General features: G+C 67.2%; 16 protein-coding genes. 8 read left to right on the top strand and 8 right to left on the bottom strand.

Annotated features, from left to right (window positions below; genetic code table 11):
- Nucleotides 1-53: 53 nt before the first annotated feature.
- Complete coding sequence (locus tag ACAH41_RS17005; protein WP_325656768.1) at nucleotides 54-4,028, top strand: glycosyltransferase; 3,975 nt, start codon at nucleotides 54-56, stop codon at nucleotides 4,026-4,028.
- A 3-nt stretch (nucleotides 4,029-4,031) separates the two neighbouring features.
- On the opposite strand, the gene murB is transcribed toward ACAH41_RS17005, so the two are convergent.
- A complete protein-coding gene (gene murB / locus ACAH41_RS17000; protein WP_325656770.1) occupies nucleotides 4,032-5,048 on the bottom strand; it encodes a UDP-N-acetylmuramate dehydrogenase in 1,017 nt (338 codons plus the stop codon).
- An 80-nt stretch (nucleotides 5,049-5,128) separates the two neighbouring features.
- Here murB and ACAH41_RS16995 point away from each other — a divergent pair, with 80 nt between their 5' ends.
- The 7 genes from ACAH41_RS16995 to ACAH41_RS16965 all read left to right on the top strand — a co-directional run bounded on the left by ACAH41_RS16995 (nucleotide 5,129) and on the right by ACAH41_RS16965 (nucleotide 11,762).
- Complete coding sequence (locus tag ACAH41_RS16995; RefSeq protein ID WP_325656772.1) at nucleotides 5,129-5,623, top strand: YajQ family cyclic di-GMP-binding protein; 495 nt, start codon at nucleotides 5,129-5,131, stop codon at nucleotides 5,621-5,623.
- Between the two features lie 103 nt (nucleotides 5,624-5,726).
- A complete protein-coding gene (locus ACAH41_RS16990; RefSeq protein ID WP_325656775.1) occupies nucleotides 5,727-6,188 on the top strand; it encodes a GNAT family N-acetyltransferase in 462 nt (153 codons plus the stop codon).
- A gap of 137 nt (nucleotides 6,189-6,325) precedes the next feature.
- Entirely contained in the window at nucleotides 6,326-7,528 is a 1,203-nt protein-coding gene (locus tag ACAH41_RS16985) for an acyl-CoA dehydrogenase family protein (RefSeq protein ID WP_325656777.1), read from the top strand.
- A 9-nt stretch (nucleotides 7,529-7,537) separates the two neighbouring features.
- Entirely contained in the window at nucleotides 7,538-8,671 is a 1,134-nt protein-coding gene (locus ACAH41_RS16980) for an acyl-CoA dehydrogenase family protein (RefSeq protein WP_325656779.1), read from the top strand.
- Nucleotides 8,672-8,809: 138 nt separating this feature from the next.
- Complete coding sequence (locus ACAH41_RS16975) at nucleotides 8,810-9,898, top strand: hypothetical protein (RefSeq protein ID WP_370538384.1); 1,089 nt, start codon at nucleotides 8,810-8,812, stop codon at nucleotides 9,896-9,898.
- A gap of 158 nt (nucleotides 9,899-10,056) precedes the next feature.
- Complete coding sequence (locus tag ACAH41_RS16970) at nucleotides 10,057-10,788, top strand: pseudouridine synthase (protein WP_325656782.1); 732 nt, start codon at nucleotides 10,057-10,059, stop codon at nucleotides 10,786-10,788.
- A gap of 11 nt (nucleotides 10,789-10,799) precedes the next feature.
- Complete coding sequence (locus ACAH41_RS16965) at nucleotides 10,800-11,762, top strand: bifunctional riboflavin kinase/FAD synthetase (protein ID WP_325656783.1); 963 nt, start codon at nucleotides 10,800-10,802, stop codon at nucleotides 11,760-11,762.
- A gap of 40 nt (nucleotides 11,763-11,802) precedes the next feature.
- Here ACAH41_RS16965 and ACAH41_RS16960 read toward each other — a convergent pair whose 3' ends face one another.
- The 7 genes from ACAH41_RS16960 to ACAH41_RS16930 all read right to left on the bottom strand — a co-directional run bounded on the left by ACAH41_RS16960 (nucleotide 11,803) and on the right by ACAH41_RS16930 (nucleotide 20,595).
- The gene (locus tag ACAH41_RS16960) at nucleotides 11,803-12,699 is read right to left on the bottom strand and encodes a hypothetical protein (protein ID WP_325656784.1); all 897 of its coding nucleotides are present in this window, start codon (nucleotides 12,697-12,699) and stop codon (nucleotides 11,803-11,805) included.
- A 116-nt stretch (nucleotides 12,700-12,815) separates the two neighbouring features.
- The gene (locus ACAH41_RS16955) at nucleotides 12,816-14,336 is read right to left on the bottom strand and encodes an ATP-binding protein (RefSeq protein WP_325656786.1); all 1,521 of its coding nucleotides are present in this window, start codon (nucleotides 14,334-14,336) and stop codon (nucleotides 12,816-12,818) included.
- Nucleotides 14,333-15,691, bottom strand: a complete 1,359-nt coding sequence (locus ACAH41_RS16950) for a sigma-54 dependent transcriptional regulator (protein WP_325656788.1) — start codon at nucleotides 15,689-15,691, stop codon at nucleotides 14,333-14,335. The genes ACAH41_RS16955 and ACAH41_RS16950 overlap by 4 nt, the downstream gene beginning before the upstream one ends.
- A 22-nt stretch (nucleotides 15,692-15,713) precedes the next feature.
- Entirely contained in the window at nucleotides 15,714-16,946 is a 1,233-nt protein-coding gene (locus ACAH41_RS16945) for an FtsX-like permease family protein (RefSeq protein WP_325656790.1), read from the bottom strand.
- Between the two features lie 11 nt (nucleotides 16,947-16,957).
- Nucleotides 16,958-18,259: an ABC transporter permease gene (locus tag ACAH41_RS16940; RefSeq protein WP_325656792.1), complete on the bottom strand. Its 1,302-nt coding sequence runs from the start codon at nucleotides 18,257-18,259 to the stop codon at nucleotides 16,958-16,960.
- A 31-nt stretch (nucleotides 18,260-18,290) separates the two neighbouring features.
- Nucleotides 18,291-19,592: a TolC family outer membrane protein gene (locus tag ACAH41_RS16935; protein ID WP_325656794.1), complete on the bottom strand. Its 1,302-nt coding sequence runs from the start codon at nucleotides 19,590-19,592 to the stop codon at nucleotides 18,291-18,293.
- Nucleotides 19,593-19,875: 283 nt separating this feature from the next.
- The gene (locus ACAH41_RS16930; protein ID WP_325656798.1) at nucleotides 19,876-20,595 is read right to left on the bottom strand and encodes an ABC transporter ATP-binding protein; all 720 of its coding nucleotides are present in this window, start codon (nucleotides 20,593-20,595) and stop codon (nucleotides 19,876-19,878) included.
- Nucleotides 20,596-20,600 lie beyond the last annotated feature (5 nt).

Genomic DNA, 20,600 nt, shown 5'->3' with positions numbered 1-20,600 from the left:
CGCTCCCCTATGCTGCGCAGTACATCGAAAAACAGTTCAGGGAGACAAGCACGATGTCAGAGCCGGTCACATTGGTACTGCTTGCCACGGCCTGGGGGCCTCGGTTCGGCGGCATCAATGCCTTCAATGTGGAGTTGGCGCGTTCGCTGGGCATCCTGCCGGGCAGGCAGTTCGACCTGGTGTGCGTGGTGCCCCAGGCCACCGAATCCGAGCTGGACGACGCCCGGCGCCACTGCGTCAAGCTGCAGGCGCTGAACCTGGTCAACGCCGACCTGCCAGCCGCGATGGCCGAACAGATGCTGGCAGCGCTTGCCCTGGACAACGACACCACTGCGGTATGGGTGGGCCATGACGACAAGACTGGCCCGCTGGCCTTGGCTCTCCGCCAGGCCAAGTCCGGCAGCCGGGCTGTCTTGATCCACCACATGGCCTTCAGCGCCTACCAGGATCACAAGAAGGGAAACAGCACCGATGCGCTGGCAAAGGCCGAGCTGCAACGTGAACTGTTTGGCCAAGCTGACCTCTGCCTGGCCGTGGGGCCGATGCTGTGGGACCAACTCGCCGACCTGCTGCAGTCCTCGCCTCACACACCCGCCATCGAGATGATCGTGCCCGGGTTGGCCGAGCCGGACCCGACAACCATCGCCCTGTCCGACGCACCGCCGCACAACTTCACCGCCTTCCTGGCCGGCCGCCTCGGCAGCGACGATGAACGCATCAAGCAGCCCATGCTGGGTGTCCGGGCCTTCGGCGCCGCCGTGGGCCATGCGTTCAAGCATGAGGACACCGGCCATCCCATCCGCCGCTCGCCAACACTGCGCATGCGCGGCGTGCCGGATGACCAGCATGAAGAAGTCCGACAGGCGGTGCAGGCAGCCGGAGGGCATGCAGCCAACTGCCAACTGAGCGGCTTCAATGAGGACCGTGCCGCCTACTTCAGCGCACTCGCTTCCAGCAGCGTCGCCATGATGCCTTCCTGGCACGAAGGCTTCGGCCTCACCGCATGGGAAGCCATTGCCTGCCAGGTGCCGGTGGTGCTGGGCGAGCAATCCGGCGTCTACCGCCTGCTGAATGAAAACTGCCAGGGCATGGGACTGAACCGAAGCGTGCGCAGCATCGCCATTCAGGGGCAGGCCGACTTGACGGCAGAAAATGCCCACACGGAAGAAGACCTTCGCGCCATGCGCGACGCGCTGCTCAAAGTCGGCGGCACGATTCACACCGCCAAGACCCAGGCTACTGAACTGGCCACCTTGCTGCGCCGCGACATGCGCTTCACTTGGCAGCGCTGCGCAGCGGACATGATGAGTGCCATCGAGCAGCACCTGGCCCTGGCGATGCTCCTTGCAAAGCCAGCTCCCTCAAGTGCAGCGGCCTCCCTGCCCGTCTTCTCACGCGCGCCAGCCCAGCCCGCGGACGAAGCAAGGCCACCCGAGTGGCTACTCCCACCGCGGCCCCGGTTACCGCAACCCGGCCTCGGGCTGGCCCCATCGGCCCTGCTGCGGGCACGCGATCAAGTGGTGGGCTTTCACCCAGAACGCCAGCCCCTGGTTGCCGGCTGGCTGGCCGAGATGCAGCGGGCCGAGCAGCCCCGCATCACGCTGCGCCTGGTCACCGGCCCCGGTGGCATGGGCAAGACCCGCTCAGCACTGGAACTGGCCGCCCAGGCCAAAGCCGCAGGCTGGCAGGCACTGTGGCTGCCGGAAGCATTGCCAGAGGGCGCGGCAGCCGCCTGGAAACTGCACTTGCAGCAGGCCAACCGCCCCTTGCTGCTGGTATTGGACTACGCAGAAGGCCGCCAGCCCACCTTGCTGAACTGGCTGGAAGCCGCACTCAACGAGTGGCGCCACACACCTGCGCAAACCCAAAACCGCCTGCACCTGCTTTGCCTGGCCCGACAGGGCGACTGGTGGGCCGAGTTGCCTCGCCACCCCAGTTGCACGGAAGACATCGCAAACCTGCTGGCCGGCCCCGCCAACCTCGGCTCGCAAGCCATGCCGGCCTGGCGCGATGACACCGATGCGCGGGCCTCCGCCTATCAGGCCGCCGTGAAAGCCTACGCCCAGGCGCAAGGCCTGCAAGCCCCAGCCAACACCTGGCAGCCGGACTGGCGCAGCAACGCATTTGGCCGCCCCCTCTACCTGCACCTCGCCGCGCTGGCCGCACTCTCGGGCGAGCGCCCCCACCATGCCCATCAACTGCTGCAAGGCCAGTTGGACCGGGAATGGCGTTTCTGGCAACGCCACGCCCAAGCCGCAGGAGCGGTCAGCCATGCCGATTGGGCCGATGCGCTGGCCTGGCTGGCGCTGGTGCAAGGTGCAAGCCAGGCCGAGCTGACCGCAGCCAGCCTTGCCCTCGGCATCAGCGATCCCGAGGGACTGGTTCAGCACCTGCAGGCGATCTATCAAGACGAGCACAGCCAGCTTGCCCCGCTGCAGCCAGACCTGCTGGCCGAAGCCATGGTCATCGAACGCGCCGGCCAGCCGCGCGGGGCTCAACTTCTGGCGCTGGCCCTGCCTAACGATGAACCTGAAGTGACAACCCGCACGCTGGAGGTGCTGGCGAGACTAGCGGTACAAAGGCCCGACCCCAGCTTGGCGATCGAACTCCTGCACCAGTGGGAAAGGACTGTGATTGCCGCACTGGCCCAAGCATGGCCTGCGCATGGCGATCTATTCATCACAATCACCCATAACGGCGCCCCCAGACTCTCCAGCTGGCTGGACGCTGCCTGGCAGGCTCTGCCAGCTCACAGGCAACAGGAACTTGCGGGCCGCCTGCGCCTGCCGCACTATTCCACGCCGCTGCTCAAGCTCGCCGTCGAAGTTGCCCGCGCAGCCGTGCACATCGCGAACCCAGGCGCCGAACGCGCGAGCACGCTCAACACCCTTGCCAACCGCCTTTCTGCTCAGGGCGACGCCGACTCACGCTCCGAGGCACTGGTTTGCTCACGCGAGGCCGTATCCATTTGTCGCGATCTCGTCCATACGCAACCTACGGCCTACTTGCCGGCCTTGGCTGGTTCGCTCCAAAACCTGGCAAACCACCTTTCTGATCGGGGCGACGCCGCCTCCCGCTCTGAAGCCCTTGACTGCGCACGTGAGGCTGTATCCATCCACCGCGACCTCGCCTTGACCCAGCCTGCGGAACATCTGCCGGACTTCGCCGGGTCGCTTCACAACTTGGCCAACCACCTTGCCGAGCGAGGTGACACAGCCGCCTGCACCGAGGCGCTAGCCTGCGTGCGTGCGGCCGTGTCCATTCGGCGAGACCTCGCCCAAGCCCAACCCGCTACCTACTTGCCGGACTTGGCCATGTCGCTCAACAACCTGGCTAACCGCTTGGCTGATCGAGGCGACGCCGACTCTCGCGCCGAGGTCCTGGCGTACGCGCGAGCGGCGGTGTCCATCCGACGCGACCTTGCTCAGGCTCAACCTGCGGTCTACCTCCCGGCCTTGGCCATTTCACTCAACAACTTGGCTAAACATCTTTCCGAACAAGGCGACGTCACCTCTCGCGCCGAGGCGCTCGCCTGCGGGCGAGAGGCCCTGTCCACCTACCGCACCCTCTCCCAGACCCAATCTGCGCCTCACCTGCCGGGCTTGGCCATGTCGCTCCATAACTTGGCCAAGTATCTTGCCGATCAGGGCGACGCCCATTCCCGCGCCGAGGCTCTGGCCTGTGCACGAGAGGCTGTGACCGTCTACCGCGCGCTCGCCCAAGCTCAACCGACGGCATACCTGCCAGACTTGGCCATGTCGATCAACAACCTCGCCAACCACCTCGCTGACCAGGGCCACGCCACCTCCCGCACCGAAGCACTTGTTTGTGCTCGCGAAGCCCTTCTTCTCTGCGGCGCAGCGTACTTCGACATGCCTGCGGCCCACCAGCGACGGTTCGAGGTCGCAACACACACATTGGCACGTATATCAACAGCGCTGGGGTTGGATCCGGAGCAGGAATGGAGGACTGCGCTGGCGCCTTTGCAGCCGGAGCCTGGCAAAGGCGAAGATGCTGACCTTGATTGAGCGCTACACAACCACCGGCTCGATTTCCAGCCGGATGCCGAAGCGGCCGTAGACGCTTTCCTGGATCGCCCGCGCCAACGTCTGCACCTCGGAGCCGATGGCGCCGCCGCGGTTCACCAGTACCAGGGCCTGCTTCTCGTAGACCCCCGCATGGCCGACTGTCTTGCCCTTCCAGCCGCAGGCGTCGATCAGCCAGCCTGCCGCGAGCTTGAAGCCGCCGCCGTCCATCGGGTAGTGCACCACATGCGGGTCGCGGGCGATGATGTCGCGGCACTGCTCGGCCGTGACCAGCGGGTTCTTGAAGAAGCTGCCGACGTTGCCAATCACCGCCGGGTCCGGCAGCTTGGCGCGGCGGATCGCGCAGACCCAGTCGAAGATGGTGCGGGCGTCCGGCGCATGGTTGCCGGTCTCGGCCATCTTGCGCTCCAGGTCCAGGTAGCCCAGCACCGGCTGCCAGCGCCTGGGCAGGCGAAAGCGCACCCGCGTGATCAGGCTCTTGCCGGCCAGCGCCTGCTTGAAGATGCTGTCGCGGTAGCCGAACTTGCACTGCGAGGCGTCCAGCCGCACGCTGCGGCCGGTCACCAGGTCCACCGCGTCCAGCGAATCGAAGCGGTCCTGCAGCTCCAGCCCGTAGGCGCCAATGTTCTGTACCGGCGCCGCGCCCACGGTGCCGGGGATCAGCGCCATGTTCTCCAGGCCGGGAAAGCCGTGGTCCAGCGTCCACGCGACCAGGTCGTGCCAGGACTCGCCGCCACCGGCCTCGACGATGAAGGCGTCGGCCGTTTCGCTGGCCACGCGAATGCCCTTGACCTCGACCTTCAGCACCAGTTCCGGCATGTCGCGCGTCAGGATCACGTTGCTGCCGCCGCCCAGCACGAACTTGGGCGCGCCGCCCAGGCCGGGCAGTTCCAGTAGCCGCCGCACGTCGGCGTCGGCCGTGATGCGCACCAGCCGGCCAGCCACCGCGGGCAGGCCGAAGGTGTTATAGGTCTTCAGGCTCACGCCCGCTTCGATTTGCATGGCAGAATTTTCTGCTATTCCCCGTCTTCCTTTGCCCTTCCAGGCCAAACAGTGCCTGCTATTTCCGAAAGTCGCCTGCCATGCCCAGCTTTGACGTCGCCCTCGAACCCGACATGGTCAAGATCAACAACGGCGTCAGCACCGCCATCAAGGAAATCGGCACCCGCTTCGATTTCAAGGGCACCAGCGCCAGTGTCGAGTTGAAGGAGAAGGAAAAGGAGCTGCACCTGATCGGCGACAGCGACTTCCAGATCGACCAGATCAACGAAGTGCTCATCAGCAAGCTGACCAAGCAGGGCGTGACGATCAACTTCATCGACAAGGGCGAGAAGCTGGAAAAGCTGGGCGGCGACAAGCTGCGCCGAGTCGACAAGATCAAGGACGGCATCGAGTCCGAGCTTGCCAAGAAGATCACCGGCGCGATCAAGAACAGCAAGCTCAAGGTCCAGGCCAGCATCCAGGGCAACGAAGTGCGTGTCACCGGCAAGAACCGCGACGACTTGCAACAGGCCATCGCGCTGCTCAAGAAAGAGTTTCCCGAGCAGCCGCTGACGCACAAGAACTTCCGCGACTGAGGGTCGCAAGCCGGCAGCAGCCGGCTGCTTCAGCGTCAGCCCGTAACCTTGCGTGGATCGGCAACGACCCACGCATCAGGCCTCACCAGAGGAGGTGCACTCGATGGCGTCTGTCCGCCTGAAGTTCCAGCTGGCAGGAGACCAAGACTTTGCGTACATCTACCGCCTGTGCGAGTCAACGATGCGTGCGTACGTCGAAGCGGACCTTGGCGATTGCTTCGAACGGGTAGCTCGCCCAACGATGCAGAAGTTGCTTCAAGGTGGCAAGTTCGCCAGGAGCTACGCCAATGACGTGCTCGTTGGCGCCGTTGCCCATGAGCAGCACGAGACGCACATCCAGCTCGAAGAGATTTACCTGGAAGCTGCTGCACAGAACCGGGGGCTGGGCACCGCGGTCATGAAGCACTTCGTCAATCAATCCAGGTCACTCGAACTGCCAATCCGCCTTCATGTCCTTTCGTCGAACCCTGCCCGAAGGTTCTATGAACGACTGGGCTTCCTGATCACTCGATCAACGCCTGAAGTGAATTTCATGGCGTACACGCCTCGGAGCATGGGGAGCTGATCTGAAGGCTCCTGCCGGCCCCGTGCCAAACATGAGCCTCGCCAACACGTGAAAACCCCATGGCCCGCTTGTCGCTGGGGGGACAGGATGAAGGCGAACGGTCGTGCTAAAAATCGGAGAGATCGGAGACACGCCTCATGGACCTCAATTTCACGCCGGACGAACTGGCTTTCCGCCAGCAGATCCACGACTGGGTGGCCGAGCACCTGCCCAAGGACATCAGCAGCAAGGTGCACCAGGCCCAGCGCCTGAGCCGTGACGACCTGCAGCGCTGGGCCAAGATCCTGGGCGCGCAGGGCTGGCTGGGTTACGGCTGGCCCAAGCAATTCGGCGGGCCGGGCTGGAATGCGGTGCAGAAACACCTGTTCGAGGAAGAGTGCGCGCTGGCCGGTGCACCGCGCATCGTCCCGTTCGGTCCGGTGATGGTGGCGCCGGTCATCATGGCCTTTGGCACACCCGAGCAGCAAAAGCGCTTCCTGCCGGGCATTGCCTCCGGCGAGGTGTGGTGGAGCCAGGGCTACAGCGAACCGGGCTCAGGCTCCGATTTGGCTTCGGTCAAGACCCGCGCCGAGCGGCAGGGGGACAAATACATCGTCAACGGCCAGAAGACCTGGACCACGCTGGGCCAGTTCGGCGACTGGATCTTCTGCCTCGTGCGCACCGCTACCTCCGGCAAGCCGCAGACCGGCATCAGCTTCCTGCTGGTGGACATGAAGAGCCCGGGCGTGACCGTGCGGCCCATCATCATGCTGGACGGCGAGCACGAGGTGAACGAGGTCTTCTTCGACAACGTCGAGGTGCCGGCCGAGAACCTGATCGGCGAGGAAAACAAGGGCTGGACCTACGCCAAGCACCTGCTGGCGCACGAACGCACCAACATCGCCGACGTGAACCGTGCCAAGCGCGAGCTTGAGCGCTTGAAGCGCATCGCCAAGTCGCAGGGCGTGTACGACGACACCCGCTTCCGCGACCAGATCGCGCTGCTGGAAATCGACATCGTGGCGCTGGAGATGATGGTGCTGCGCGTGCTCTCGGCCGAGAAGAGCGGCAAGCAGAGCCTGGACGTGGCGGGCCTGTTGAAGATCCGCGGCAGCGAGATCCAGCAGCGCTATGCCGAGTTGATGATGCTGGCAGGCGGCCCGCTGAGCGTGCCGTTCATCCACGAGGCGATGGAAGCCGGCTGGCAGGGCGACCAGGCGCTGGGCGGACTGTGGCCGGGCAATGCCGGCGAATGCGCACCGCTTTCAAGTACCTATTTCAACCTGCGCAAGACCACCATCTACGGCGGCAGCAACGAAGTGCAACGCAACATCGTCAGCCAGACCGTGCTGGGCGCCTGAGGACACATCATGGACTTCGATTTCTCCGACGACCAGGTCTCGCTGCGCGACGCGGTGGCCCGCTGGGTCGACAAGGGTTTCACATTCGAGCGCCGGCACCAGCTGGCCAAGGCCGGCGGCGCCACGCGCGAGGTCTACACCGAGCTGGCCGAACTCGGCTTGGCCGGGCTGACCATTCCTGAGGCCCACGGCGGCCTGGGCTTCGGCGCCGTCGAGGCGATGGTGGTGATGGAAGAGCTGGGCCGCGGCCTGGTCAACGCTCCGCTGGCCCAAGGCGCACTCATCGCACCAGCGCTGCTGGCGGAAGCGCCCGAGGCACTGCAGGCCGAATGGCTGCCGAAGATGGCCGGCGCCGAGGCGCTGGTCGTGCTGGCGCACCAGGAAGCCGGCGCGCGGTACAAGCTGCGCCATGTCACGACCCGCGCGCATCAGACGGCCACCGGCTGGACGCTGGACGGCGTGAAGAGTGTGGTGCCAGCCGGCGATGAAGCAGATGCCTTCATCGTGCCGGCCCGCGTCTCGGGCGACGTGGACAGCGAGGCCGGCATCGCGTTGTTCCTGGTCGAGCGCGGCGCGGCGGGCATCACCGTCAAGGGCTATCCGACGCAGGACGGCGCGCGCGCCGCCGAGCTGACGCTGGCGCAAGCCCCGGCCGCGCTGGTGGTCGAGAAAGGCTACGGCGCGCTCGAACAGGCGGTGGACATCGGCATTGCCGCGCTGTGCGCCGAAGGCGTCGGCCTGATGGACAGGCTGACCGCGATCACCGTCGAGTACATGAACACGCGCAAGCAGTTCGGCGTGACGCTGACGCACTTCCAGGCGCTGCGCCACCGCATTGCCGATGTGAAGATGCAGCTCGAACTGGCCCGCTCGATGAGCTACTACGCCACGCTGAAGCTGGGCGAAGCGGCCCCGGCCCGCCGCCGTGCGCTCAGCCAAGCCAAGGTGCAGCTCAACCAGTCCGCCCGCTTTGTCGGCCAGCAGTGCATCCAGCTGCACGGCGGCATCGGCGTGACCGACGAATACCTGGCCAGCCACTACTTCAAGCGGCTGACGATGATGGAGATGCAGTTCGGCGACACGCTGCATCACCTTGGCGAAGTCTCGGATCGCATGCAGGACACGGCGGGCGTCTTCGCCTGATCTGCGCACCCGTTTCCGCCAAAAGCCGCGTCGCCCGACGCGGCTTTTTTCATGGGCTTTCGCCTTCGGCTCAGGCCCGAGGCTCATTGAAACTTGGGATGTTCGCCAGGGCACCCGCAACTATCATCGGAGGCACCAATGCTGTACCAGCATATTCTCGGGATGACCTCCCGCAGCCCACTGACAGGACCCGACATGACACCGCCGCCACTCCGTTCACTGCTGCTGGCGCTCTCGCTGGTTTGCACCAGCGCCCTTGCGCAGACCCAATACGACGTGAAGCTGCTCAAGAGCAGCGAAGCTGAGAAGCTGGGCCCCAATTCATTGAACAACGCGGGCCAGGTCGTGGGCAGCGTGGTGGACGACATCTCCCACTCTCGCGCCTTCTTCACCGCAGCCAAGGGCAAGAGCGTCACCATCGTGGGCACCGCGGGGGTCACCAACAGCGTGGCGTACTCGATCAATGACGCTGGCCTCTTCACGGGTGGTATCGACAAAAAGGGCGCCTTCGTCCAGGACTCGGCCACCGGCTCGGTGCAGGATCTGGGGCCCCTGGTTGGCACGATGAGCAGCGGTAGAGTGATCACCAACACCGGGCTCGTGGCGGGCACCAGCCGCGAGAACGACCGCAACGAAGTCTTCGTGCTCGACCTCAACACCCGAGCAGTGAGCCGGCTGCCACACAACAGCGCCGACTTTCCGATCGAACCGAAGGATCTCACCGAAGACGGCGTGGTGGTGGGCTATGGCACGGTGCATACCCCGGCGGACTTCAAGGACGTGTACCACGCATTCATGAGTGAGCCGCCCTATGCCGTACTCACCGACCTGCACAACCCGGCGCTGGGCCGCGCCAGCATGGCCATGGGACTCAACCAGCAGCAGCAAGTGGTGGGCAGCTACCAGCGATCGGCGTGGGGGCAGGATCGCCCGTTCATCCGGAACCCCGGCACTCCGATGCGGGACCTCGCCATCCCCAAGGCCAGCCACGGACGGGCCCTGGACATCAACGACGCGGGCTGGGTGGTCGGCGACTACACGCGCGCGAGCGGCGGCTATGGCGGCTTCATCATCAAGAGCGACGGCACCCAGTTCAAGGACCTGGACGACGTGGTCACGATGCCGGATGGTCTGACGGTCCACGCCGCCTACAAGATCACCAACAGCGGCAAGATCCTGGTTCAGGGCTCCGACACCAAGTACTACCTGCTGACCCCGGTCAACTGAGCTCGACCGCTTGCTCTCGCCGATGCCCGCGCCCTTGAAGCGGCGGGCCCTTTAGGCCAAGGCTTCGCAAGCGGGACGGCCCGGATGGTGGGCTTCCTCGGCAAGGGCCGAGGAAGGCTGGCCGCAAGCGCGCACGCGCTGACGGACAATCGGCCCCCATGAAACTCAGCCAGATCCTGTTTTCGCAAGGCTTCGGCACCCGGCGCGTCTGCGCCGGCATGGTCGATGCCGGGCTGGTGCGCCTGGGCGAGCGCGAGCTGGACGACCCGAACGAAGACCTGCCGACCGAAGGCCTGGTGCTGACGGTTGAAGGCCAGCGCTGGCCGTACCACGCCAAGGCGCTGGTGCTGCTGCACAAGCCCGCGGGCTACGAATGCTCGCGCAAGCCCAAGCACCACCCGAGTGTGATGACGCTGCTGCCGGCGCCGTTGCGCCAGCGCGAGGTCCAGCCCATCGGCCGGCTCGATGAAGACACCACCGGTCTGCTGCTGCTGACCGACGACGGCACGCTGATCCACCGGCTGACCTCGCCCAAGCACCACGTGCCCAAGGTCTACGAGGTGGGCTGCAAGCACCCCATCGACGCCAGCCAGGTCGAGCGCCTGCTCGCCGGCGTGGTGCTGGACGACGACCCCGCGCCGGTGCGGGCGGCCGCCTGTGAAGCGGTCAGCGAACTGCACCTGCGGCTGACGTTGACCGAAGGCAAGTACCACCAGGTCAAGCGCATGCTGGCCGCGGTCGGCAACCGGGTCGAGACGCTACACCGCAGCTCGTTTGGACCGCTGCACATTCCCGAGACCTTGCCGGCCGGCCAATGGTGCTGGATCGACGGCTGGTCGCTGACCGAGCTGGGGCGGCCGCACCACGAACTGCCGACACAGGCCGGATAATCGCTTTCTTCATGAGAGTCTTCCGCGGCCACATTCCTCCGTCTGCCCAGGGCCCGCAAGGCTGTGCGCTGACCATCGGCAACTTCGACGGCGTGCACCGGGGCCACCAGGCCATGCTGGCGCTGCTCAACAACGAAGCGAAGCATCGGGGCCTGCGCAGCTGCGTGATGACTTTCGAGCCGCACCCGCGCGACTGGTTTGCCCAGCAGGCCGGCAAGCCCGAGCTGGCCCCACTGCGCATCGCCACGTTGCGCGACAAACTGCAGGAACTCGAGCGCTGCGGCGTGGACGACGTGGTGCTGATGCGCTTCGACCAACGCTTCGCCAGCCAGACGCCGCAGGACTTCATCGAACAGGTGCTGGTCAAGCAACTGAACGCCCGCTATGTGCTGGTCGGCGACGACTTCCGCTTCGGCGCCAGGCGCGCCGGCGACTACGCCATGCTGGACAACGCCGGCAACACGCTGGGCTTCGACGTGGCCCGCATGCTGAGCTACGAAGTGCACGGCATGCGGGTGTCCAGCTCGGCCGTGCGTGAAGCCCTGTCAGACGGCGCGATGGAACGCGCCGCCGCGCTGCTGGGGCGGCCCTACAGCATCAGCGGCCACGTGGTGCACGGCCGCAAGCTCGGCCGCGACCTGGGCTTCCGCACCCTGAACCTGCGCTTCCCGTCCCACCGCCCTGCCGCCCAGGGCATCTTCGTCGTGCGCGTGCACGGCCTGGGCGCCCAGCCCCTGCCTGGTGTGGCCAGCCTGGGCGTGCGCCCCACCATCGAAGACGCCGGCCGCGTGCTGCTCGAAGTCCATTGCCTGGACTGGCCCGCCGACGTCGCCATCGAAGGCGGCTACGCCCGCATCCTGCAGGTCGACCTGACGCACAAGCTGCACGACGAACGCAAATACGAGTCGCTGGACGCGCTGCGGGCGGGCATCGAACAGGACGTGGTCGACGCGAAGACCTGGTGGAAGATCTGACAAGGCGCCAGGCCCTCGATGGGGCCGGCGCCTGACGCGGCTACTTGAGGCCAGCGTTGATGGCCCTGGCGTACTTCGCGGTTTTCCCGGTGCCTACGAGGTCGTCATACAGCCAGAGGCCGCCGCCGACGATGCCGCATTCGGTGTGCCAGCTCTTCATCTGGTTGCCCACTTGCCGCGGGCTGTCGTCGGCGTCCCACAGGAACGGGAGGACGGGCACGTCGCCGAAGTCCCAGCCCTGGCAGGGACTGTTGCCGGTGCCGCCTGCATAGGCTTGCAGGTGCACGGCGTCCACGGTGCCTGGCAGCTGCTTGTTGATCTTCGCGGCGACCTGCGTCCAGTACGAGGCGTTGAAATACGGGTCCGGCACCACGTGGAAGCCCAGCTTCCCAAGCATGACGCCGAATTTCACCGTGCTGGGCAGATCGAAGCTGTTTTCGTCGTCGAAGTCGATGGCGTCGATGGCCGGGATCGCAGCCTTGAGTGCTGCGAAGGTCTTGTAGAGGATGCTGTCGGGGCCGGTGCCCTGGCTCTGCACCAGCGCGGCAATGTCCTGCCAGTCACCGAAATTGGACGAGCCGATGCTGAAGGTCACGCGCTTGACCTTGCCCTGCTTGAGCCGCGCCATGTCGGAGGCGAAGTCAGGGTAAGTCTGGTCGCCGATGTAGACGCCCTCGGAGGTCAGCGGGAACTCGCCGTTCAGGTTCAGGTCGCCATTGGGCTTGACCTCGACGCTCCAGACGATGATCTCGGTGAAGCCGGAGTTCGCCAGCTCGGTGATGTTCTGGGACGCGCCCTTCGAGGTGATGTACAGCGGACCACCGCCGAAGATGCCTGAGTAGCCTTGCGGCGAGGACGCCGCAGAAGCCGTGCCGGGCAACCAGCCGGACAGGCACACCGAAGCCAACAGCGGAATGAGCGCACGGGAGAATCGCATCAAAGACTCCTGATCGGACAATGGTCAAGCTGCCGATGCTATATACAACTGCAGGCCGGCCATCTACCCAAATGGGTATAAACGTGTCGGCAGTTCGGTCAAGGCGAGGGCCGCACTCAGCCGGTCCTCGCCCCCGGCAGCTGGATGCTGACCCGCAGGCCGCCACCTTCGCGGTTGGCCAGCGTGATGCGGCCACCGTGGGCCTCGGCGATTTCACGGGCCAGCGCGAGGCCCAGGCCGGTGCCGGCACGCTTGGTCGAGTAGAACGGCAGCAAGGCCTGCGAGAGCACGGTGTCGCTCATGCCGGGGCCGCGGTCCGCCACTTCGATGCGCCAGCCAGGCTGGGCCACTGCCGGCTCCGCGTTTTCAGCGGGCAGCAGCAGGGGCATTTCCTGGATGCTGAGGGTCACGGCCTCGGGCGGGCCGCCAGCCTCGTGGGCGTTTTTCAGCAGGTTGATCAAGGCCTGTTCCATCTGGCCGGCGTCGAACACGCCAGGCGGCGTGGGCAGCTCGCCGAGCAGCGCGAAGCTGCAGTGGGCGGCCAGGCTTTCGGCCCACATGGACCAGACGACCGGCGCCGGGCGCGGCGCAGGTAGGCGGGCGAAACGGGCATAGCCTTCGAGGAATTCGTGCAGGTGGCGCGCACGTTCGCCCAGGCTGGCGAAGACCGCGGGCAGGCGTGCCAGCTCGCCGCGCCGGGCCAGCTCCGCACCCGAGTGGGCCAGCGACGAAATCGGCGCCAGCGAGTTGTTCAACTCGTGGCTCAGCACGCGGATCACGCGTTTCCAGGTCGCCACTTCCTGGCGCGAGAGCTCACGTGTCATGCGGCGGAACAGCCGCAGCCGGTGCGGCCGGCCCTGCAACTGCACATGGCGCTGCGACAGGTGGAAGGTCTCGTCGCCACCTTCCTGCACCAGCGTGAACAAGGCGTCCTCGCCCGCGGCAACGGCCTCTCGCAGCGCGGGCGGCGCGGCGGCCAGCAGCAGCTGGAAGTCCTGGTCCTGCAGGCTGCGGCCTTCGCCCAACAGCTGGCGCGCTGCCAGGTTGGCCAGCACCACCCGCTCTTGCGAAGCCGGATGCACGCTGGTCAGCACCAATGCCAGCGGGCTGTGCTGCAGCACCGTGTCCAGCAGCAGCTCGCGCTGCACCAGGTGCTGGCGCTGTTCGCGCAAGGCCTGGCCCAGCACCTGGTGCTGCTTGACCAGCTCGGCGAGTTCACCGTAGCCCTGGAACGGGCCGCGCTTGCCCTCGCCTTCGCGCAGCGAGTTGGCGAACACGTCGTCTGCCGCCAGCGCGCGGCTGAAGTCGCCGTCGCGGTAGCTTTGCACCAGGTTGTCCAGCGCGCGGTTGAGCGTGCGCAGCGGCGCCAGCGCCCACGCGGCCAGCCAGGCGACCAAGGGCAGCAGCAGCACCGCGCTGGCGACCAGGGCCAGCAGGCTGCCCGGGGAAGGTCCGACGATGCGCTCGCTGTCCTCCAGCGCCAGCAGGTCCTGGCCTTCTTCCAGCAGCTCCGGCAGCGGCCATTCGGTCAGGCCGTGGTAGATCAGCGCGCCGCCAAACGCGCAGACCAGGCCGGCGGCAATCAGCCGGTGCTGCAGCCTCGGCGGCGCGGGTGGGGTGACGTTCGACTCGCTCAAGGCGCCGCCAATCCATAGCGTTCCATGCGCCGGTACAAGGCCTGGCGCGACAGGCCCAGCGACTGCGCAGCGCGGCTGACCACGCCGTCAGCCCGCTCCAGCGCGGCGACCACCGCTTCGCGGCTGGGCTCATCCAGGTTGCGGTGCGCTGCGGCCAGCGCGGCGCTCGCCTGCACAGGCCCCAGGCCGAGCTGTGCCGGCTGGATGGCCGCGCCGCTGTCGGTCGCCATCAGCACCGCGCGCTCGATGGCGTTTTTCAGCTCGCGCACATTGCCCGGCCAGGCATGTGCCAGCAGCGCTTCGCGCGCGGGCTCGCTGAGGCGGGCGCGGCGCTGCAGGAAGAATTCGGCCAGCGGCAGGATGTCGTCGCGGCGCTCGGCCAGCGGCGGCAGGCGCAGCTCGATCACGTTGAGCCGGTAATACAGGTCTTCGCGGAAGCTGCCGGCGCGCACCATCGCCGCCAGGTCCGAATTGGTGGCGCTCAGCACACGCACTGCCACCTGCCTCGTGCGGCCACCGCCCAGGCGCTCGAAGCGCCCGGTCTCCAGCACGCGCAGCAGCTTGACTTGGCCCGCCAGCGGCAGGTTGCCAATCTCGTCGAGGAACAGCGTGCCGCCATCGGCCTGCTCGAAGCGGCCTTCGCGGGCCTTGGTGGCCCCCGTGTAGGCGCCGCTGTCGGCCCCAAACAGCTCGGCCTCGATCAGCTCGCCCGGCAGCGCGCCGCAGTTGACCGCGATCATCGGCCCGTCGCGCACGGCCGAGTTGGCATGGATGATCTCGGCCACACGTTCCTTGCCGGCGCCGTTGGGCCCGGTGATCAGCACCGGCACGGCAGAGCGCGCGACCTGCCCGGCCATCTCCAGCACCTGGGCCATCGCGTCGGACGCGAACACTGCGCCGCGCAGGTCCAGCTTCTCGGCCAGCACCGCGCGGCGCCGGGCCCGCGCCTGCCGCGCCTGGCCCAGCTCACGCTGCGACTCCGCCAGTTCCAGCAGGTTCTCCACCGTGGCCAGCAGCTTGGCATCGTCCCAAGGCTTGGCAAGGTAGTCCGCCGCACCGGCCTTCACCAGCTCGACGGCGCTCTCCAGCCGGGTCCATGCGGTGAGCAGGATCACCGGCAGGTCCGGCTGCGCCTCGCGCAGCGCGCGGAACAGCGCCTGGCCTTCCTGGCCGGAGGTGGTGTCGGCGCTGAAGTTCATGTCCTGGATCACCAGGTCCACCGGTTCCCGCGCCAGCCAGGCCAGGCCTTCGGCCGGGCCGTGGGCCACGCGCGGGGCGATGTCGTGCAGCGACAGCAGCAGCGACAAGGCTTCGCCGACGGCGGGGTGGTCGTCAATGATCAGGACGCGGCGCATGGCAGGTAATCTCAGCGGGCGCTCATGCTAGCCCACGGGTGGCCACGACAGGCGGCACCGCGGCCGCGCGCATCGCCGGTCCAAGCACCGCCAACTGGCCCAGCGCCCACAGCCCCAGGGTGCCGACGGGCAGGTACCACAGCGGCATCGGTGCCAGCTCGTGCTGCTTCATCAGCACGTAGTTGATCGCGTAGGCCGCCAGCATGCCCAGCGCAATGCCGGCGCTGGAAAGCAGCAGGTTTTCCAGCTGGAAGTAACGCAGGATCTGGTGGCGCGTGGCGCCCAGCGCACGCCGCACGCCAATCATCTGCGTGCGCTGCTGCACCCAGAAGCTGGCCAGGCCGACGATGCCCAATGCGGTGATCAGCAGCATCGCCAGGCTGACGATGCCCAGCAACCAAGCCAGCGCGCGGTCCTCGCGGAAGTACTTGCTGCGCATCTCGTCCATGCGCTCCAGCCGGAAGATGATGCGTTCGTGCATGGCCTTGTCCAGCAGCACGCCGGCTTCCTTCAGCACCCGGTCGCGGTCCTCAGGCGCCACGCGCAGCAGGTAGCTGCCACCGTTGGCATAGTTGAAGCGGACCGGCTGCAGCACGGCCGCCGTGTTGCCCTGGCGCGGGTTGGGCGGCAGGATGTCGTCGACGATGCCGATGACGCGGCTGGCGACATCGCCGTTCCAGATTTCCTTGCCCAGCGCCGAATCGCCTGGGAACAGCTTCTCTGCAGCGGCATGGTTGAGCAGCACCGAAGGCATCGGCGCGTCGCCCTCGATCTTGTCGAGCACGGCCATCGACTGGTATTCCTCCGGCAGGAAGTCCCGCCCTTCGAGCAGGCGCAGGCCGGTGGTGTCCAGGAAGCGCTCGCCGATCATGTAGAGCGACAGGTGCGCGGTGGGCTTTTCCTGGTCCTTGCGCAGCGAGTAGCCAGTGTTCCACGAGGAGTTGCCAAACGGCACCTGGCTGGAAATGGTCACGTCGCGCACGCCGGCAATGCCGCGCAGCAAGGTGATGTCCTCGCGGGTGCGCACGTCCGGGTTCTCGTCCTTGCGCAGGCCGATGGTCTGCACGCGCACCAGCTCGTTTTCTGCCACCGCGGTTGACACGTTCATCAGCTCGCGCCGCTGGCCGATCACGAACACCGCGTTGCAGATCAGCGCGCAGCTCAGCGCGATCTCCAGCACGATCAGGAAAGCCGCGGTCTTGTGCCGGCTCAGCGACGACAGCACCGGGCGAAGGTCCATCCAGAAGTTCGACATGGTGTGTCCTTTCAAGAAGACTTGAGTTGCAGCGCAGGGGTGATCTGGCAGGCGCGCCAAGCGGGCAGCAGCCCGGCCAGCACGCTGGCGGCCAGGCCCAGGCCGAAGGTCAGCGCCAGCATCGTCATGTCCAGCTCGGCCAGCTTGGCGACACCGCTGGGACTTTGCCGCACCAGCGCCAGCCCGCCGATGGACAGCAGCAGTCCGAGCGCGCCGCCCAGCAGGCCGATGACACCGGCCTCGACCAGGAACTGCACGAAGATGGACCGCCGCGAAGCGCCCAGCGCCCGTCGCACACCGATCTCCGGTGCCCGCCGCAGGCACTTGGCCAGCAGCAGGCCGATGGTGTTGACCAGGCACAGCAGCAGGAACGCGAAGGCGACGCCGACCTGAAGCTCGGCATCGCTGGGCACCACCTTCTTCAGCGTCATCCAGCCCATCACGTCGTGCAGCGCCGTGCGGGCCGGGCGCTCGAAACGCCCTGCGGCATGCTGGCGTTCGGCATAGCCCTGCAGGTACTGGCGGTAGTCGCTGACCTGCTGGGCGGTGTCCAGCTGAACCCAGTACTGCACCCAGGTGCACATGGAGGCCAGCGAGGTAGGGTCGGCCGACTTCTCGGAATGGCAAGTCATTCCTCCGTTGCGGCTGAGCTTGAGTTCGCGCGAGGTCGAAAACGGCACATAGACCTGCTCGGTGTTGCCGAAGCGGCTGGTGTTAAGGTCGTAGAAATGCGGCGTGAGCTGCCAGGGCTTCAGCACGCCCACCACGCGGTAGACCTGCTCGTCGATGCGGATGTCTCGCCCCACCGCGGGCTGCTTGCCGAACACCTTCTCGGCCAGCTCAGTCGTGATGACGGCCACGCGGGCACGGGCCTCGTCGTCGGCCGCGGTCCAGCCCTGGCCGGCGGCGAAGGGCGCGTCGAACATGCTGAAGAAGTCGGCCGAGGTGTAACGCGAGTCGACGAAAAACGGCAACAGGTCGGGCTGGTCGGGCACGATGGAAAAGCCACCGCCGGTCATCACCGCCTGCTGCACGCCGTGGTGCTCGCGCAGCAGGGCCTCGGCGTCGAAGCGGGTCAGCTGTTCGGGCAACTCATCGTCGGGCGTGTAGCCCTTCATCGGGTCGCTGTCGAGCTGCGGCGTGAACAGGCGGTGGCTCTTGCTCGGGATCGGGTCGCCGGACATCACGCGGTAGACCGTCAGCGTGGTCATGCAGGCGCCAATGCCCAGCCCGAGGGCCAGCACCATCAGGCCGGTCAGCACCCGGCTGCGGCGCATGCCGCGCAGCGCCAGGGCGAGGTAGTAAGCAAACATCGTGGGTCTCCTGAAAAGGGACGGCAACGGTTCAAGGCACGCTGGCGACCGCGAGCGGTGCCAGCAAGGTGTTCAGCGCGCCCAGGTCGGCTTCGCTCAATGCCCCACCGGCCTGCTTGAGCAGCAGGTGCTCCAGCACGAACTGGTGGCGCAGCTGCGAGTAGCTGCCCTGGGTGGAGGTCTGCGTCTGGATGGCCAGCAGCAGGTCGGTCATCGTGCGGGTGCCCAGTTCCTGGCCGACGCGGGTCGCCGCCAGCGCGCGCTCGGCCGCGTCGCGCGCCAGCTCGGCTGCGCGCACCTGCGCAGCGCCAGAGACCACGCCGCGGTAATGGGCCAGCGTGTCGCGTGCCAGTTGGCGGCGCAGGGCTTCGAGGCCGTCGCGCGCCTCGTCGCGCTGGTAGGCGGCCTGGCGCACCTGCGACTGGGTGATGCCGCCGCTGAACAGCGGCAGCTTCAGCGTCAGCGCCCAGGTGTGTTCGGTCGCGGCGTCGGAACCCGGCTCGCGGGTGCGCGCCAGGTCCACGCCGGCTGACAGCGTGGGCCAGTGCTGGCGGCGGGCGCTGGTGATGGCCTGCTCGGCCGCTTCCAGCGAGCCGGACTGCGCGGCCAGCAGCGGGTTGCGCGCCAGCGCGGCCTGCACCCAGGCCTGCGCGTCGGCCGGCTCTGGCAGTGCCAGCGGCAGCGGCGTGACCAGCGGCTGCAGCGGCGGCACCGGCTGGCCGGTGAGCTGGCGCAGCGCCTCGCGGGCGTCGTCCAGTGCGCTCTCGGCGGCCAGCGTCTGCGTGACGGCGGCGCCTGCGTAGGCGCGTGCCTGGTCCAGGTCCAGCTGGGCGATCAAGCCCTGGCGCACGCGGTGCTCGGACTGGTTGACCTGCAGCTCGAAGGCCTGCTGGTTGGCACGCGCATTGGCCAGTGCGTCCACCGCACCCAGCACGCCGAAATAGGCCTGCGCCACGCGCACGCACAGCGCCTGCTGCGCGGCCTGCAGCCGCGCGGCTTCTGCGCCGGCTTCGGCCTGGGCTTTCTGCAGCGTGGCGAACTGGCTGCCGTCGAACAGCACCTGGTTCAGGCTGGCGCCCCAGCTCTGCACGCGGCCCCGCGGCTGGCCGGCGGCGTCGTCATGCGTCAGGCTGCCGGTGGCGGCCAGTTGCGGCAGCAGCGGCGCCTGGGCCTGGGCCACGCCTTCCTGCACCGCGCCGAGGTGGGCCTGGGCGGCGGAGAGCGTTGGGTCTGCCGCCAGCGCCTGCTGGTAGATCGCCAGCAGGTCGGCAGCCGAGGCGGGTGCTGCGTGCAGGCTGGCCGCAATGGCCGCGAAGGTCGCCAGTGTTCGCAAGGGCCACCACACCGTTCGCAACTGCCACCACACCGTTCGCACTGAGCCTGTCGAAGTGTCTCTTGCCCATTCATCCTGAGCTTGTCGAAGGACAGCAGGCTTCGACAAGGCCTTCAGTCCTGAGCCTTGTCGAAGGGTCAGCCCGAACGGAGTGGAGCGGTGCCGAACCGTCAAGTGAAACGCGGCTTCGACAGGCTCAGCCCGAACGGTGTGTTGTGTCACCGGAGCGCGAAACCGCAACCCGACGAGCAAAGGCAGAAGAGGCATGCGCAGCACCACGGGTTCAGGCCAGCGCTGCGGCGGCGCGGCCGGGCTCGACGGCTGCGTCGCGCGCCAGCGTCAGGTCCAGCACCTGGCCGTCCATCACGTGCACATGGCGCTGGGCGCGGGCGGCGAGCTGCGGGTCGTGGGTGACCATCACGATGGTGGCGCCTTCGCGGTGCAGCTCTTCGAGCAGCTCCATCACGCCGCGGGCCATCTGGCTGTCGAGGTTGCCGGTGGGCTCGTCGGCCAGCAACAGGCGCGGGCTGCCGGCGAGTGCGCGGGCAATCGCCACACGCTGCTGCTGGCCGCCCGAGAGCTCGGCCGGGTAGTGGCGGGCGCGAGAGGCCAGGCCCACGCGCTCCAGTGCCTGCATCACACGCTGCTTGCGCTCGGCGGCGGGCAGGCCGCGGTAGCGCAACGGCACTTCCACGTTGTCGGCCACGCGCAGGTCCGGGATCAGGTTGAAGGCTTGGAAGATGAAGCCGATCTTCTGGTTGCGGATCTGCGAGCGGGCGTCGTCGCCCATCTTGCTGACGTCCACGCCGTCCAGCTCGTAGCGGCCGCCGCTGAAGGCTTCCAGCAGGCCGGCAATCGTCAGGAAGGTGGTCTTGCCCGAGCCGGAAGGACCGGTGACGGCGACAAACTCGCCGGCCTTGACCTCAAGGTTGAAGTCACGCAGGGCGTAGGTCTCGACCATGTCGGTGCGGTAGACCTTGGACAAACCAGTCATCTTCAGCATGCGGG

It is taken from the genome of Ideonella sp., assembly GCF_041287625.1.
Taxonomy (GTDB): domain Bacteria; phylum Pseudomonadota; class Gammaproteobacteria; order Burkholderiales; family Burkholderiaceae_C; genus Ideonella.
This window is presented reverse-complemented; position numbering and strand designations above follow the sequence as displayed.